This window comes from Betaproteobacteria bacterium, assembly GCA_016713305.1.
GTDB lineage: Bacteria > Pseudomonadota > Gammaproteobacteria > Burkholderiales.
In genome coordinates this window covers 184900-200113 of the sequence record JADJPK010000007.1, presented here as the reverse complement: position 1 = coordinate 200113, position 15214 = coordinate 184900, and the positions used below count along the sequence as shown (strand labels likewise).

13 protein-coding genes are annotated in these 15214 nt (G+C 65.4%); 4 read left to right on the top strand and 9 right to left on the bottom strand.

Going from position 1 to position 15214, the window contains the following annotated elements:
- Positions 1 to 602: 602 nt before the first annotated feature.
- Together IPK20_09025 and IPK20_09020 are read right to left on the bottom strand one after the other, a co-directional pair.
- Complete coding sequence (locus IPK20_09025) at positions 603 to 1688, bottom strand: SMP-30/gluconolactonase/LRE family protein (GenBank protein ID MBK8016842.1); 1086 nt, start codon at positions 1686 to 1688, stop codon at positions 603 to 605.
- Positions 1689 to 2799: 1111 nt separating this feature from the next.
- Entirely contained in the window at positions 2800 to 3240 is a 441-nt protein-coding gene (locus IPK20_09020) for a hypothetical protein (GenBank protein ID MBK8016841.1), read from the bottom strand.
- Between the two features lie 581 nt (positions 3241 to 3821).
- Here IPK20_09020 and IPK20_09015 point away from each other — a divergent pair.
- Complete coding sequence (locus IPK20_09015) at positions 3822 to 5264, top strand: MHS family MFS transporter (protein MBK8016840.1); 1443 nt, start codon at positions 3822 to 3824, stop codon at positions 5262 to 5264.
- Positions 5261 to 6118, top strand: a complete 858-nt coding sequence (locus IPK20_09010; GenBank protein ID MBK8016839.1) for a hydratase — start codon at positions 5261 to 5263, stop codon at positions 6116 to 6118. The genes IPK20_09015 and IPK20_09010 overlap by 4 nt, the downstream gene beginning before the upstream one ends.
- 36 nt (positions 6119 to 6154) lie before the next feature.
- Here the strand turns inward: IPK20_09010 and IPK20_09005 are convergent, their stop codons facing one another.
- From IPK20_09005 to IPK20_08975, 7 genes are all read right to left on the bottom strand, one after another.
- The gene (locus IPK20_09005) at positions 6155 to 6982 is read right to left on the bottom strand and encodes a class I SAM-dependent methyltransferase (protein ID MBK8016838.1); all 828 of its coding nucleotides are present in this window, start codon (positions 6980 to 6982) and stop codon (positions 6155 to 6157) included.
- Positions 6983 to 7116: 134 nt separating this feature from the next.
- Positions 7117 to 7728 carry an HDOD domain-containing protein gene (locus IPK20_09000; protein ID MBK8016837.1) on the bottom strand — a complete coding sequence of 204 codons (612 nt, stop codon included), beginning with the start codon at positions 7726 to 7728 and terminating at the stop codon, positions 7117 to 7119.
- A gap of 90 nt (positions 7729 to 7818) precedes the next feature.
- Positions 7819 to 9507 carry a thiamine pyrophosphate-binding protein gene (locus tag IPK20_08995; protein MBK8016836.1) on the bottom strand — a complete coding sequence of 563 codons (1689 nt, stop codon included), beginning with the start codon at positions 9505 to 9507 and terminating at the stop codon, positions 7819 to 7821.
- Positions 9508 to 9518: 11 nt separating this feature from the next.
- Entirely contained in the window at positions 9519 to 9845 is a 327-nt protein-coding gene (locus IPK20_08990; protein ID MBK8016835.1) for a DUF190 domain-containing protein, read from the bottom strand.
- Between the two features lie 2 nt (positions 9846 to 9847).
- Positions 9848 to 10234, bottom strand: a complete 387-nt coding sequence (crcB, locus tag IPK20_08985; GenBank protein MBK8016834.1) for a fluoride efflux transporter CrcB — start codon at positions 10232 to 10234, stop codon at positions 9848 to 9850.
- A 143-nt stretch (positions 10235 to 10377) separates the two neighbouring features.
- Positions 10378 to 11133 (bottom strand): molybdate ABC transporter substrate-binding protein, encoded by a 756-nt coding sequence (gene modA / locus IPK20_08980; GenBank protein MBK8016833.1) that lies wholly within the window; start codon positions 11131 to 11133, stop codon positions 10378 to 10380.
- Between the two features lie 34 nt (positions 11134 to 11167).
- Positions 11168 to 12169, bottom strand: a complete 1002-nt coding sequence (locus tag IPK20_08975) for a hypothetical protein (protein ID MBK8016832.1) — start codon at positions 12167 to 12169, stop codon at positions 11168 to 11170.
- An 859-nt stretch (positions 12170 to 13028) separates the two neighbouring features.
- Here IPK20_08975 and IPK20_08970 point away from each other — a divergent pair.
- Together IPK20_08970 and IPK20_08965 are read left to right on the top strand one after the other, a co-directional pair.
- Positions 13029 to 13829, top strand: a complete 801-nt coding sequence (locus IPK20_08970; GenBank protein MBK8016831.1) for a TonB-dependent receptor plug domain-containing protein — start codon at positions 13029 to 13031, stop codon at positions 13827 to 13829.
- Positions 13820 to 15136, top strand: coding sequence for a TonB-dependent receptor (locus tag IPK20_08965; GenBank protein MBK8016830.1), 1317 nt, complete (start codon positions 13820 to 13822; stop codon positions 15134 to 15136). Before IPK20_08970 ends, IPK20_08965 begins: the two co-directional genes overlap by 10 nt.
- The last annotated feature ends 78 nt before the right edge of the window (positions 15137 to 15214 follow it).

Below are 15214 nucleotides of genomic sequence, written 5' to 3'. Positions count from 1 at the left end.
ACATGCCCCGTTCGAAGATTTTGTCACGTCTGTTCACGAGCAGCCTTCAAGCAGCGGCCAAGCCTGTCGAGACCCTGCTATTGGCAGGCTCGACAACGTGCCGGACCACATTGGCAGTCCGGCTGTTCTCGAAGACTTGCATCAGTCATCCATGCGATGGCACTCCGGCTGAACTGCTCCGGTCGACCGCCAGACGAGTGTGCGTGAGAGGCATCGGGTCGCCACGAAGCATTCAATGGACCGGCCGTGCACGCAAGACCCCGCAACGGCCGTCCCACCCGGACCGCCCATCGGCCGATCAGGCAGATCTCCTGATTCCGAGGCTTGACGGACACTTCGGGACGATCGAAGGTACTCTCCGAAGTCTACCCCGCTGCGAGCGGCATCCCACCGCTGCGCGCAAATGCTCGCTCACGGCGAACCGAGCATCGAGCTGGCCCGCGAGCGCTGCAAGGACCTGAAGTACCGCGCGCAAGGAACTCGCAACTCGTCCAATTGCGGCGGCCACGCACCGCATCGGCAGACTCGGTCTGCATGCCGAAGCGGTACGTGTACCGGCACACGCGGCCAGCGGTGCGGCTTCCCGCCCGCGCCGGAGAAGATCAGGGCAGCTGGTAGCCCTTCACGCCCACACGAATCCGATACAGGCTCTTGCCGGAAGTGAGGTACAGGAGATTTGCGTCCGCACCGCGGCCGAACGCTACGTTGGTAGGCAGTTCGTTGCCGGTGGAGATGTAGGCCAATTCCTTTCCGTTCCTGTCGATCGCCTGGATGCCGGGACGGTACTCGCACCGCGACGCCAGCCAGATATTGCCTCTCTCGTCGGCAATCATGCCGTCGGGCCCGCTGCACGGCTTTTCCAGCTTGCCGTAGTCGATCAGCACGCGGCGGTTGCTCAGGCTGCCATCGTCCGCGACGTCGTACGCCTGCAGAAGATGGGGACCCTGCAGGGTGGTCTCACCCTTCTTGAGATTCTGGAACTCCAGCCAGCCGTTGTCGTTGCTCACGATGTACATGGTCTTCTGGTCGGGAGATATCAGGATGCCGTTGCACTTGCCGCAGTTGGTGGCCACGCGGGTCACCTTGCCGTCGGGATCCAGCCGGTATGCCGCGAAGCCATCCGCCATCACCGGTTCGTGCCCGAGGTAGCGCGGATCGGTGAAGTAGATGCGCCCCTTCTCGTCGATGGTGATGTCGTTCAACGCGTTGTACGGCTTGCCTTCGAAGAGCCCGGTGAGCACATAGCTCTTGCCGGTCTTCATGTCGGTCCTGATCAGCATGCGGCCGCCAAAATCGGCGCCCAGTGCGGCGAGCATGTTCCCCTCGCGGTCGAACTTGATCCCGTTGGACATGCCGGACGGGCTCCGGAAGATCGACGTCTGGCCGCTCTTGGGATCGAACTTCCAGATGTTGCCCGCCTGCGAGTACTTGCCGGAAGGATCCTTGCAGAAGGCCGTGAACGTGATGTCGCTGAAGTACATCATGCCGTCGTGACCTGCGGCGACCCCTTCCGTCAGCATGCAGCCGCCATCGAACAGGCGTTCCAGCCGCGCCCCGGCCGGGACGAGGCTGTGGTCGCCCGACGGTGGCGGGAAGCCGGCATCCGTCTGTGCGGCGATCTCGTGCGAGACAGGGGCCAGGACGCATGCCAGCGCAACGGTCAACAGGCAGTTTCGAATGCTTTTCATGTGATTCTTCTCCACGTCGTCGGTTGATTGAAAGCCGCCGGCACGAATCTCTGTGCCGGAGCTGTTTGGGCAACGGCCAGGAAAAGCCGGCCGTGGCCCGAATCCGTGCGGCTGTGTCGCGCCGTGCGCATGGATGCACACGCGCCGGGGGAGAATCAGAGCAGTCTTCCTCTCGCCCTCCCGAACGAGGGTCTTGAATTGGCTGCGACTTCAAGATGACGCCCGCACCATGGGGCTCGGCGAGTACCTTCCGGACCGTCAAGCGAGCGCCTGTGAATAGCGGAAAGGACCAGCCTCGGCGCACCCGAGTCCAGACGCGGCCGACGACCGGAACAACGACCGTGCTGCCGGTCGCGATTCAAGAGATCGCTTGATCCGGCTCGACGGACGCGCCTTCGTCAGCGGAAGTGCGCCTGCACCTGCCATGGCAAGCGCGCTTCACGCATTCCCTTCCTGACGGGTCCCTCGCCTCCACTAATCTAGCTGGCGGCGCCATGCCCTGTCACGTTGTCATATCCGACATCTGTTGCTGGGGGAAAACGGCGCTCATGACCTCGATTCGTGCGGCAGGAGATCGGCCACGATTCGGAGAACGGCGCGTCTTGCGCGCAAGGGCGCATCGGTCCGCACATCGTCGGGCCGCACCACAAGACCTTCACGCCCCCTTCTTCGTTTCAGCCATGCTGCGCCACGCGCCCGCGGCAACCGGTCACCGGCCGAGCACAGCAACGGCCGTTGCCGGCCCGCGCCCGCGAAACGCAGGCCTCCTGCCGTATCCGCCCCACGGCGGCCGACCGACCAAGACAGGCAAAGGACCCGCCGTGGGGACGGGGCCGCCCCCCCGCGCCGCCCCTCCCAGAGCGCCCATTCGGCACCGAGCAATGCGCCAACGCCCGGCTCCGGAACCGCTGTCGCGAACACGTTCTCGCTGAAGCAGAGGGAGACGTCGAGGGAATTCGCGAACGAGGGATCGACGCAGGGAAGAGGATCGAGAGACGCGGCGAACGAAGCGGCCCCGGATGCCGGGTTGGGAAACAAGAAGGAATCCCCGGGCCGGTCAGCTTGAGATGCACCTTGCAGAACAGCTATGGCGCCGCCTTGCAAGGGAGATTCAGCGTCTCTCCGCCACCCGGACCGCGCACCCGCTCGCCACCTGTGGCACCGTGACGCGCCGCGGGTCGTCCATCATCGCCAGATAGCGGTTCTGGATGATGTAGGCCTCGCGCTCTTCGCGCGTGGCACGGTCGCAGCTTTCCGGACCGCCCTGGAAGCGACCCACCGTCGCCTGCAGGTGGTGAACGAGTTCGTGCAACAACACCGAACGGTCGAAGACATCGTGGGCGACATCCAGCGTATCGTCGATGTAGACGCCCTCGCCCGGCAGGTACACGGCCCGCACCCGGCAATCGCGCGGCTCCGTGCAGAAGCGCGCCGCGAGGACGGCGCGCGGGATCGACTCAACGGCAGGAAACGTGGGCGCCGGCCCGTAGCCGGAAACAAGCTGGATCGCCGAGTACAAGTGCAAAACAAGGGTTCCGATCGGCGACGCCATCCTTCATCTCCATAGCCCGTCTCCTTCGCACCCGGCGCTCCAAGCGCGAGGGCGCAGCGATGCGTGCCGGATAGCAAGACCCGCACCTTTTCGCGTCATGAGGCATGGCAACCCACTTCGCCGGGTCTGTACCGACGATGCCGGTCTCATTGCGACGCAGCACGACAGGAAAGGGCCTGCGCGTGTAGCATCGCCGCATATCGACGAGCGCAGCGCAGTTCAACGTCAGCCACACTTGCGCAGCGCCTTCGTCACGACACGGCTCACGTCCGGCAGGCCGGAGACGATGAACCGAGCGGGAGGAAGCAGCATGATCCACCGTAGGATTGCCAGCCCGCCGCTCCGGTGCGGGAATGCACCGGCTGGTGCAGGCGGCCGCCCTGCCGGTACGTCAATATCGTCGACGTTCAGAAAATCCGTCGGAGGGTCGCGCATCCGCTGCGCCCGCCACCTGCCGCCTGCGAGCACCAGGAGGGTCTCGATGCCCTCCCCGTGACCCCCGCGCGCCTGCGCACCACGACAACAAGACGCCTGGGACACGCGACCCGGCATTTCTCCCCTGACGAAACGGAGTCCAACCGATGAAGTCCGAGCATCGCAAGGTGCTGACCGCCGCGGCGGTCGGATCTGCGCTGGAGTGGTACGACTTCTTCATCTACGGAACAGCCGCCGCGCTCGTGTTCGGCGAACTGTTCTTTCCCAAGCTCGATCCCACGGTGGGCACGCTCGCATCGTTCGCCACGTTCGGCGTCGGCTTCGCCGCCCGCCCGCTCGGCGGCATCGTGTTCGGCCATCTGGGCGACAAGCTCGGACGCAAACCGATCCTGGTCATCACGCTCCTGCTCGTGGGAGGAGGCACGTTTCTCATCGGCCTGCTGCCGACGTACGAGACCGCCGGATTGGCGGCGCCCGCGCTCCTTGTTCTTCTTCGGCTCGTGCAGGGCTTCGGCGCCGGCGCGGAGTATGGCGGCGCGGTGATTCTCGCCGTGGAATTCGCACCGGAGGGAAAGCGAGGACTGTTCGGAAGCTGGGCCCCCATCGGGGTAACGGTGGGCAATCTGCTCGCAGCGGGCGTCTTCGCTGCGTGTTCGTCCCTGCCGCGCGAGGACTTTCTGGCGTGGGGCTGGCGCATCCCCTTCCTGCTCAGCATCGTGCTCGTGCTGGTGGGCTTCTACATCCGCGCGAAGGTCACCGAGACGCCCGTGTTCCGCGAAGCGGTCTCTCGCCGCAAGGTGCTGCGCTCGCCGATCGTCGAGGTCATGCGGCGCTATCCGAAGGAAGTGCTCGTGGTGATCGGCGCTCGGCTCGCGGAGAATGGTCTGGGTTATCTGTTTCCTGTGTTCGCCCTCAACTATCTCACGCGCAACCTGGGCGTGCCGAAATCGACCGCACTCACGGGAATCATGACCGCGCACGCCCTGTCGCTGCTCACGATCCCGCTGTTCTCGGCGCTGTCGGATCGCGTCGGACGGCGGCCCGTGTACATGGGTGCCGCCATCTTCGCCGGGCTATTCGCCTATCCGTTCTTCCTGTTGATCGAGACCCGCGATCCGCTGCTCATCACCGTGGCCATGATTCTGGGCATCGCCGTGGGCGTGGCAGGCATGTTCGGTCCGCAGGCCGCGTACTTCGCGGAGATGTTCGGTGCGCGACTGCGCTACAGCGGGTTCGCGGTGGCAAGGGAACTCGGTTCACTGCTCGCCGGCGGCATCGTTCCTTTCGTCTCGGCGTGGCTGGTGGTGTCCATGAACGGGCAGCCGTGGGGCGTGGCTGCCTACATGATCGCCATGTGTGCCATCACGGCGGTCGCCGTCTACGTGGGCCCGAGACCTATCGAACGGATCTGCGGGCCGAACGTGAAAGCTCGCCGTGAGGCAGCCTTGCCTGCGGCGCCGGTGCGCGCTCGCGCCCCACGGCGTGAACGGACAGTGACGCGCGGCTTGAATGCCGGGCACCCTTTTCACTCGGCCCGCAGCCTCTTATGCTCCGGCACCAGGACCGGACCCCACAGGAACCCTAGATGACGTTGCGCCCGATCGCTGCAGTGCTCGCTTCGCTGTGCCTCCCGTTTACTGTTCAGGCCGCATGCCCGGACGACGCGGAGGTGGCGGCGTTCGTCGCGGATTTTTCGGCCGTCCGGCCCGCGAGAGGACTTCCGAGCGCCGCATCGCTCGACGACGCGCTCTGCGCTCAGGGCAAGGTGGTGAATGCGCTGACGGGCACCTGGGGTCCCGTCGCGGGCTACAAGGCAGGCCTCACGAACAAGGCCGTACAGGAACGATTCGGCGTCTCGACTCCCGTGCATGCCGCGATGCTGCGGGACATGCTGCTGACCGGGGACGTGGAACTGCCGGCCCGCTTCGGCGCCCGCCCGATGTGGGAAGCGGACCTCGTGGCAGTCGTGAAGAAACCCGGGCTGCACAAGGCCTCGACCCCGCTCGAAGCGCTGGAATACATCGAGTCGATCGTGCCGTTCATCGAACTTCCCGATCTCATGCTGGCACCCGACGTGAAGATCACCGGCCCCGCGCTGGTCGCGATCAACGTGGGCACCCGCCTGGGCGTGCTGGGTCGACCGCTCAGGGCCGAGAACCATCAGGCGTTCGCCGACGCACTCGCGCAGATGGCCGTGGTGATCGAAGTGGACGGAACGGAAAGCGCCCGGGCGTCCGGCTCTGTGCTGATGGACAACCCGCTCAACTCTGCGCTGTGGCTCGCCCGATCACTGCACGATGAAGGCGTGGAACTGACGCCGGGACAGATGCTGAGCCTCGGCTCCTTCCTGCCGCCGCAACCGCCGAAAGCCGGGACGGCCGTGACCGTCCGCTATCTCGGCCTGCCCGGCGATCCCACGGTGAGCCTGCGATTCAAGCCCTGACAGCCGCATCGGAGGGCGTCGATCGGGCGAACGACGTCACCGTTTGCGCGCGATGAAACGTCCGCCGCCCAGGCGGCCGAGCTGATACAGCCCCACGAAGAAGGCGTAGAACTCGTCCCATGCGGCCGATCGCGCCTGACCGAACTTGCGTGCCGTGTCGGTGCCCAGGCTGCGGTACATCGCCAGACGGTCCACGAGCACCTGGGTCCACCAGGGGCTGAGGTCGTCGCAGCGTTCCACGGTGCAGCCGTTGGCCTCGAGCAGGCTGGAATAGCCTGACAACGTTTCGAGATCGGGGAACGCCATGTCGACCCGCAGCCGGGCCATCTCGGCCTCGCTCAGTCCGTCGCGACGCAGGATGTCGGTGAAGGCAAAGCAGCCCCCCGGCTTGAGCACGCGCGCGCATTCGGCGATGAGCCGCGGTTTGTGGGGGACATGGCACCAGGCTTCCTGCCCCATCACCACATCGAACGTTCCAGCCTCGAACGGCATTTCCAGGGCGTTGCCGTTCTCGAAAGTGACCAGATGGTCAAGACGGGCAAGCTGGGTGAAGCGCTGTGCGCCTTCGTACCGGCTGCGGTTCAAGTCCAGGCCCACGACGCGGCATCCGACCTTGTCCGCCAGGTACCGGGCAGGGCCACCCAATCCCGAGCAGACGTCCAGCACGCGATGCTGCGGACCGATGCCCGCCATCGCGATCAGCGAATCGTTCGCTTCGAGCCCGCCGAAATGGTCCTGATCGTGCGCCTGCAGATCCTTCTCGCTCAGGCGGCCGGGATCGATGCCCTTCTCGGCCAGGGCGCGCAGCACCTGTTCTTCGTTGATCGGATGGGTGTCGTAGAACGTGACGACATCGGTCGGCATGAGGGGTCCCCGGGACGCTGGATGGTAGACATCGTGGACGGAGAAAACAGGGAGGAGAATCGCGCTGCCCTGCCCTGCCCTCCGGCCGGCGGCGACAATGGCACCGCCGGACGCGTTCCGTCAACCCGCCACGATCAGGGCATGCGCGCGAGCGATTCGATGCGAGCGCTCTGGAGCGCCACGCGCTCGATGATGCCTTCCAGTTTGTCGTCCAGGCCCAGCGCCACCAGCGCGGCCGTCACGTTCTCGGGCACGTGGGGAATGCAGCCGAGCGGGTAGGCCGACGGCGTCTGGAAGGACCACGCTTCGTGCTGGGTGACCGCGTCGTGCAGATGATCGGCGAGATACAACGAAATGTGGCGCACCCACATGCCGAAGAGCTGGGTGAACGTCTCCTCGAAGGCTTCGTTGATGCCCAGCCGGATGACGGCCGACTTCACGTCCGAGATCGGCTTGCCGGGCCGGACGAAGAGCGCCGAATTCGCCAGCCCCAGCAGGCGGGCCGTGAGGATGGGATCGCTTTCCACGATCTCGGTCACCTCGCCCACGGCCAGCGGCGCATCGCGGTCCATGCGCAGCAGCCGGAAGATGAGCGGAGAGACGGGCGGCATGGAATGCTCCGACTTGGCCAGATCCTCCCAGCGGGCGAACAGATCGCGCAGGTCCCGCTCGTCTTCCTGGGGCAGTGCGGGGAAGGGGTTGCTCGGAACATTCGGTGCAACGGACGCGGCGGCCTCGATGTTCATGGCTCGTTCCTCCGGGGAAACAGGACCGGTCCGCCTCTGGCGGAAGCCCGGGTGACAGGTGGCCGCGGAAGAATCCGCGGGATGAGCGCGTCAGCCGCCGTAACCGTCCGCGACCGAGACGTCGAGAAGAGTCGGACCGCCGCTCGCCACAGCCGCGCGAAGCGCCGGCTCGAACGCGGCCGGATCGTCGATGCGCCGCGCCGGAACCCCCATCGACTGCGCCAGCGCGACGAAGTCGATGGACGGTTCGCGAAGATCCATGCCGATGAATCGATCGGTCTTGCGGAATGACTGGAGCCGTTCCTTGAGGATGCGGTAGCTGCGGTTGTTCGCGATGACATACGTGATCGGCCGCCGCAGGTGAGCAGCGGTCCAGAGCGCCTGGATCGAGTACATGGCGCTGCCATCGCCCACGAGCGCCACGACCGGGCGGTCAGCCAGCGCCAGACTGATGCCCACGGCGCCGCCCATCGCAAAGCCGATCCCGCCGGACGCAAGCCCGTAGAAGCCCTGGTGGTCGCGCAGGCGCAGGAAGCCCAGGAGGGGAAACCCTGCCGTGAGGGCTTCCTCCACCACCACCGCATCGCCCGGAATCGCATCCGCCAGAACCTTCGTCAGAAATGCGGGTTCCAACGGCGTCCGGCCGGAAAACTTGAGCGCCTGCTCGGCCGCGTGAACGCGCTTCGCCGACCAGTTCTGCGGCGCGAGCGCGGCGATGCGGGCCGCGGCGGCTTGCCCATCGGCAGGACCGGACTCGCGCCTCAGCCAATCCACCACGGCACGCAGGGTCGATTTCACGTCGGCCCGGACGGCGATCTCGGCCGGGTAGTTCTTGGCCAGTTCCCAGTCCCGCTCGGCAATCTGGATCACGGACTTTCCGGGCGGCATGGCGTCGACCGGACTGTGCACGGACATTCGAAGGACATCCGACCCGAGAAACACCAGCAGGTCGTAGGGCTCGAGAGCGGCCCGCACCTGCGTCTGGTTGCGCGTGAGCGCGCCCAGGAAAGCCGGGTGCTCCGAGAAGAACTGCGCCGCATAGGGGACCGTCTGCTGCAGCACGGGGGCCCCCAGCACCTCCGCCAGCTCCGCCGCCTCTGCCAGGGCATTGCGCGTGGCGAGCTCGTGACCGGCGATGAGCACGGGGTGGCGTGCGGAACGCAGGCGGGAGGCGAGGCGCGCAATCGTCGCGTCCACCGGACGCACTGCGGAATCCACGCGCGTCGGCGCCCCCATGTCCAGCACCGCCGAGGCATCCAGCACGTCGCCCGGCAGACTCAGGAACACCGGGCCCGTGGGGGGCGTGAGCGCGACCTTGGCCGCTCGCCGCACGATGCGCGGCAGATCCTCCACCCGCGTGCACTCGACAGCCCATTTCACCAGCGGCTGCGCGATCGGAACCAGGGGGTCGTACAGCAGTGGCTCCATGAGGCCGTGCCCCTGCTCCTGCTGGCCGGCGGTGACCAGCAGCGGCGAGCCGTAGAACTTCGCGTTGTACAGGGCGCCCATGGCGTTGCCCAGCCCCGGGGCCACGTGCACGTTGCAGGCGGCCAGGCGCCCTGACGCACGCGCATAGCCGTCGGCCATTGCGACCACGACGGATTCCTGCAATCCCAGCACATAGCCGATGTCGGATTGCGTGCCGAGCGCTTCCATGATCGCCAACTCGGTGGTGCCGGGATTGCCGAACAGCGTGTCGACGCCCTCTGAAGCGAGGAGCCGGACGAACGCGTCGCGCCCGCTCAGCGTGTGGGGTGCGATCGAAGAGGCGTTGTCCATGGAGTCCCCGTTCATTGAGGCGGTACGGTCCATCCGGCTTCGACCGCCGCCTGGGTATGAAAGACCGCCAGCCTCTCGGCCGCGAGCAGCTGCAGGAGTTCCTGCGCCTTGGCGGCCGCGCACACGAACTGAAGCACGATCGGCAGATTGGCAGCCAGCTCGAAGAAGCCCTCCTGTTCCAGCACCCCGTGCCTGCCGTAACCCGCGATTCCTCTCAGCGCGGTGCCGCCTGGAATTCCGAGCGCCTTGCTGCGTTCGAGCACCCATTCGTACGCGAGTTCGCCGCGGTGGCGGTCGTTCTCGGCGAAATAGAGCTGAAGGATCACGGTGCCGGTCATGGTCATGCTCCCTGCAACGATCGCACGGTCTGGATGCCCAGCATGGTCAGGAGGAGCGATCCCGCCAGGTGGCTCCCGACGTGCGCGGCCGCCCACGCGAGCTGCCCGCGAGAAAAGAGATTGACGGCCTCGGCCGAGAAGGTCGAGAAGGTCGTCAGCCCGCCCAGAAAGCCGGTGATCGCGAACAGGCGGTACTCGGGGGGAAGACCCGCGCGCGTTCCGAAGAACTCCACCGCCACCCCGATGAGATATCCGCCGCCGAGATTGGCAGCGAGCGTGCCCAGCGGCAGGGTGGGAAAGAGCGGATTGAAGAAGACGCCGAGAATCCAGCGCAGCCACGCGCCCAGCGCCGCGCCCAGCCCCACCGCAAAGAACCCGCCTATGGTCACGTCCACCCCTCGCCGACGATGCCGTGGATGATAGCAGCGGCGTGGAGCAAAACCCGGACGCGGACCGTCAAGAGCGAGCCATGGCGCCGACCCTATCGCTGAGAGCGGGCGTTCCGCAGGATCCTTGCGTCATGCGTCTGCGCTCATGGCGTCTGGAATCCGTACTTGACCAGGATGTCCAGTGCGGCCCTTGACTTGAGATAGGCGACGAATGCCGCGCCTCCGCTCCTGTTGCCGCCGCCCCTCACGACAGCCACCGGATAGAGGATCGGCTGCGGCACCTCCACTTCCAGCGCGGATCTCACGCGGGAGGGCATGAGCCTGGCGTCGCTGCCATAGACGAATCCCGCGTCGGCCTCGCCGCGTGCCACGTAGTCGAGCGCCTGCCTGACATTCACGGTGTTGACGAGCCGGTCCTGCAACGCGCTCCAGAGGCCCGCCTTTTCCAGGGCCGCCTTGGCGTACCGCCCGGCTGGGACCGAGTCCGGATTGCCGATGGCGATCCGCCCGAAGGCCGGCTGGGAGACGTCACGCAGTGTCCGCACGGTGAGTCGCGAATCCACCGGCACGATCAGCACAAGCAGGTTGCGAGCGAAATCGAATCGAGACGGGCGGTCGATCGCCCCTTCCTTCTCCGCCTTGTTCATGGAGTCCTCGTCGGCCGAAGCGAACACATCCACCGGCGCTCCGCGGACGATCTGCTGCACCAACTGCCCGGAGGATCCGAAGTTGAACAGGACACGGTCTTGAGGGCGTTCCTTCTCGAACTGCCGTCCGATCTCCTGGAAGGCGTTGGTCAGACTCGATGCCGCGGAAACGGTGATGTCCGCCGCCATGGCATTCCCTGCGGCAGCCGTTCCCAGCAGCACGGCACACATCAGGTTCTTCAATCGCTTCATTTCGGGTTCCTGCCTTGCATCGTTCTGGTAATCATCAGAAATCCACCTGTGCGCGGAAGAGGATGGCCTCCTCGCGCTCTATCGCCACCCCGTTGACGAGGACCGGCGTATCGAACCGCGTCTGCACGTAGCTCAGCAGCCAGCGCGCGTAGTTGTTCTGGATCCACTTGATCTGTGCCGTCCAGGCGTCGGCCTTGGTGGTCGCCTGAGTCACCGGGGCAGTGGCGGACACCTGGCCAGTACCCGCGCCGTTCGTGCCGCGAAAGTCGGAGGCATTCATCTGGCTGTAGCGCAGACCCAGCTCCCACGCACCCCAGCCCCCGCCCGGCTCGAACGAGAAGCGGTTGTTGGGCCGCACCTTCTGCCAGTAGCCGCCACCGTAGTAGTCGGACCATACCTCGCCACTGGCGAGCCACAGCAGGCTCACGTAACTGGCCGTAATGTCGCGCGAGAACTCCGCCGGGGTTCCAGCCGTGGGGGTTCTGGCACCCGCATAGGTCCCCTTCCACCACTCTCCGGTCAAACGCAGCGACCGCCAGGAGGTCGACATCTCGAACGCCTGGAGCGTACGTTCGATCTCGCCCGTCGTGCCGCCCGCGCCGAAGAAAGACTGCGGCGTGAAGAACGTCAGTCCGCGAGACTCGGTCCGGAACGCCGGCGCGGCGAAGGCGTCCGCCTGCGCCGTCTGCCTGTTGGCCTGCTTGCCTGACTTCCAGGACAACCCTGCGTGCAGGACCGCGTCCTGCACGTCGATCAGTTGAGCGAAGTCGACGACACCTCTCAAGGTGACATCCTTGCTGTCCGCACGGGCCTCGGAGGCGTTGCGGCCTTGCTCGTCCAGCCCCACGCCCGTCCCGTTGGACACCATCACGGCGTAGTAGACAGGCTTCCACGGTGCGCCGTGAACCATGATTCCCCGGTCGTAGTTGAGACCGTTGCCGTCGAGCAGGTTCTGGGTGAGGGATCGCTCCTGGAAATCGCTCTGCAAGTCGAGCAGAGTCTGCTCCAGACCGAACTGCGGCTTGAACTGCCCCATGCGGACCTTCGCCGCGGGAACCACTGCAATTCGAGAAAGCCGTTGGTCATGGTGACCGAGCTGCCCGAAAACTCGCCTTCCACTTGGACCAGGTAGTCCTTGAACAGCGTGGCCTGCGCCCCCAGCCGGGCTCGGCGGACGCTGAAGGTGTCGGCGAGCGTTTCTTCGGCGCCGAGGAAATGGCGGTAATCCAGCTGCGCCCTCCCCATCATCTTGAGCGTCCAGCGGCCTCGCGGGTCCTGGAAGGTGAGGCCGTCCGTGAAGCTCGCCTGCACCCCCTGCTGGTCGAAGCGTTGCTGGATGGAGGCGGCCTGTTCCTTCGCCTCCTGTGCTGTGGCGAGCGCTTCATTCAACTCGCGCCGGGTGGGAGGCAGATCCGCGGCATGCCCGGCCGGCGGAGCCTCGGCAGGCGTAGCCGTCCCACGGGCGGCTTCGAGTTCACGTCTGGCGTTCTGTAGTTCAAGGCGAAGTGCATCCAGCTGCGCCGCCAGCGATTCCACCACGGATTCGAGCTGCTGCACACGCTTGAGGGTGGGTTCCGGTTCATCGGCAGCCGCTGCGTGGGCGATCCCAGCCGGCCCCCTCACCGGGCCGCACCGCCTTTTGGCGCGGGAGGTCCTCCGCGTTTCGACGGTTGGCCCACCGTCAACCCGAGTCCGATGCGGAAGAACCTGCGCCTGGATGCCGCGTTATGTTGTTCCGGACATATCGCAATGTCAACTATCAGATGCGCGCGATCAGTGTCCTCGCGAATCTTGGCGTCCGTGTGCATCCATCGAACCCAAAAAATGGAGATGGATGTTGCCGCCTATCGTTATATTCTGCACACTATAACGCAATTGCCGGCCTGTCTACCGGCATGACTCGCGCGTCGCGTCGTGCCGAATCCGAAATCCGCCTGCCGTATCGCAAGAGCGGCCCCAATCGAGGACACGCGGCTGGCCGAGAAACCGTCGACATGCCCAAGGGCCATTTCATGTCACGTACGTCGTGTCTCACGGTGTTCGCCCTCTCGGTCCCCTGCACGGCACTCGCCGCCGATGCCGGGGTGTTCCATCTCGGAACGGTTCTCGTCACGGCCAAGCGACCCGAGGTCGGCGAGATCCTTTCGGAACAGGTTTCGTCCGTCGTCACGGCAGACGAGATCCGCCGATTCGACCGGCCCACGGTGAGCGATGCGCTGAACCTCTTGTCTGGCATCGCGGTCACGAGCAATGTCCGCAACGAACAAACCGTATACATGCGGGGGTACGACCCTCGCCAGACGCCCCTGTTCATAGATGGCATTCCGGTCTACGTGCCCTACGATGGCTATGTCGACTTCGGCCGCTTTGCAACTGCGGATCTCTCCGGCATCCAGGTGGCCAAGGGATTCAGCTCGGTGGCGTATGGACCGAACACCCTGGGAGGTGCGATCAATCTCATCTCGCGACGTCCCTCGCGGGAACTGGAAGGCGACGTTACCGTGGGCATCGGCCAGGGGAACGCGCATCGGGCCGATGCGAACGTGGGCAGCCGGCACGAGCGCTGGTACGTCCAGGCAGGCGTCTCGTATCGTGACGCAGACGGATTCCGGATGTCTTCGGATTTCAGCCCACCGCCACAGAGGACGGCAATACGCGGAATAACTCGCATTTCCGCGACGACAAGGTGTCGCTGAAACTGGGCTTCACCCCACGGGGAGACGACGAGTACGCCCTCACGTATCTCCAGCAGAACGGCAAGAAGGGACAGCCACCCTCGACCGACCCGGCTTCCGCCCGCTTCGGGCAGTGGCCATTCTGGGACAAGGAGAGCCTCTACTTCATCTCACGAACCGGCCTTGGAGAGCGGGAGTCCCTGCGCTTGCGTCTGTACCTGGACAAGTTCGACAACGAGGTCGACACCTTCACGGACGCAAGCTATTCGGTGCTCAGGACGAGCGGTCCGGGCAGTGTCTCCACGGGACGCAGCATCTATGAGGACCGCACGTTCGGCGGGTCGATCGAGCTCGAATCCCGGCGCTTCCCTGGCAACACCGTCCGGCTGATTGCCCAGTACAAGCGCGACCAGCATGAGGAAACAGATGCCAACGCGGCTATCGGGGCAGACTTCTCGGACACGCTTCGCACCTTCGCTGTCGAGGATGCGGTCTCCGTCGGAGACGGGACCACGCTCTCCATCGGATTCTCCCATCACGCGCTCGATCCAGACCGGGTCTACAAGTCGGGCGCCGGTCCGACCTATTCACTGCCCGGCAGGCAGACAGCGAACGATCCCCAATTCGGTCTTTTCCACGACTTGTCGCCGACAGCGAGGCTGTACGCGACCTTCGCCGAGAAGACACGCCTGCCGACCCTCAAGGATCGCTATTCGCAGCGGCTCAATACGTATGTCGAAAACCCCAGCCTGCGCGCCGAACAGGCACGCAATTTCGAAGTCGGCTACCAGGGGCGCCCATGGGGCGCGGCACAGGCGGAGTTCGCGCTGTTCCAGAACAAGATCGAAGACAAGATCCAGAGCGTGAATCTGAACGGCGCAGCCACCTGCTCGTCGACGAACCTCTGTCAGCAGCAGAACGTCGGCGGAGGTCCGCATCGTCGGCGCGGAGACGGCTTGCGCTCTACTGTCGGTACATCCCTGGAACTCGGCGGTAACGCGACATTCCTCCATCTGCGCAACGAGAGGAATCCTGGCGTGCGCCTGACAGGCATTCCTCAGGCCAAACTGACGCTGTTCGGGATCTGGCGGCCCGCCGAGTCCCTGGACGTCACCGCGTTCGGCGAGCAGTTCAGCGGCCGCTGGGCAAGCAACACCGTCAAGGTCGGCGGTTTCGCCGTGCTCAATGTCAAGCTGACCTGGCGACCGGTTCGCAACGTCTCGACCGAAGTGGGCGTGACCAATCTGTTGGACAAGAACTACCAGTTGGACTTCGGCTTTCCGAATCCCGGACGTTCGCTCTTCGCCAATGCTTCCTATCGCTTCTGAGCTCCAGGCCCCGCAGCAATATTTCCGTGCCGATTCGACACCCGATCGCGTTCGTTATATTTGTGTCAACATATCGAG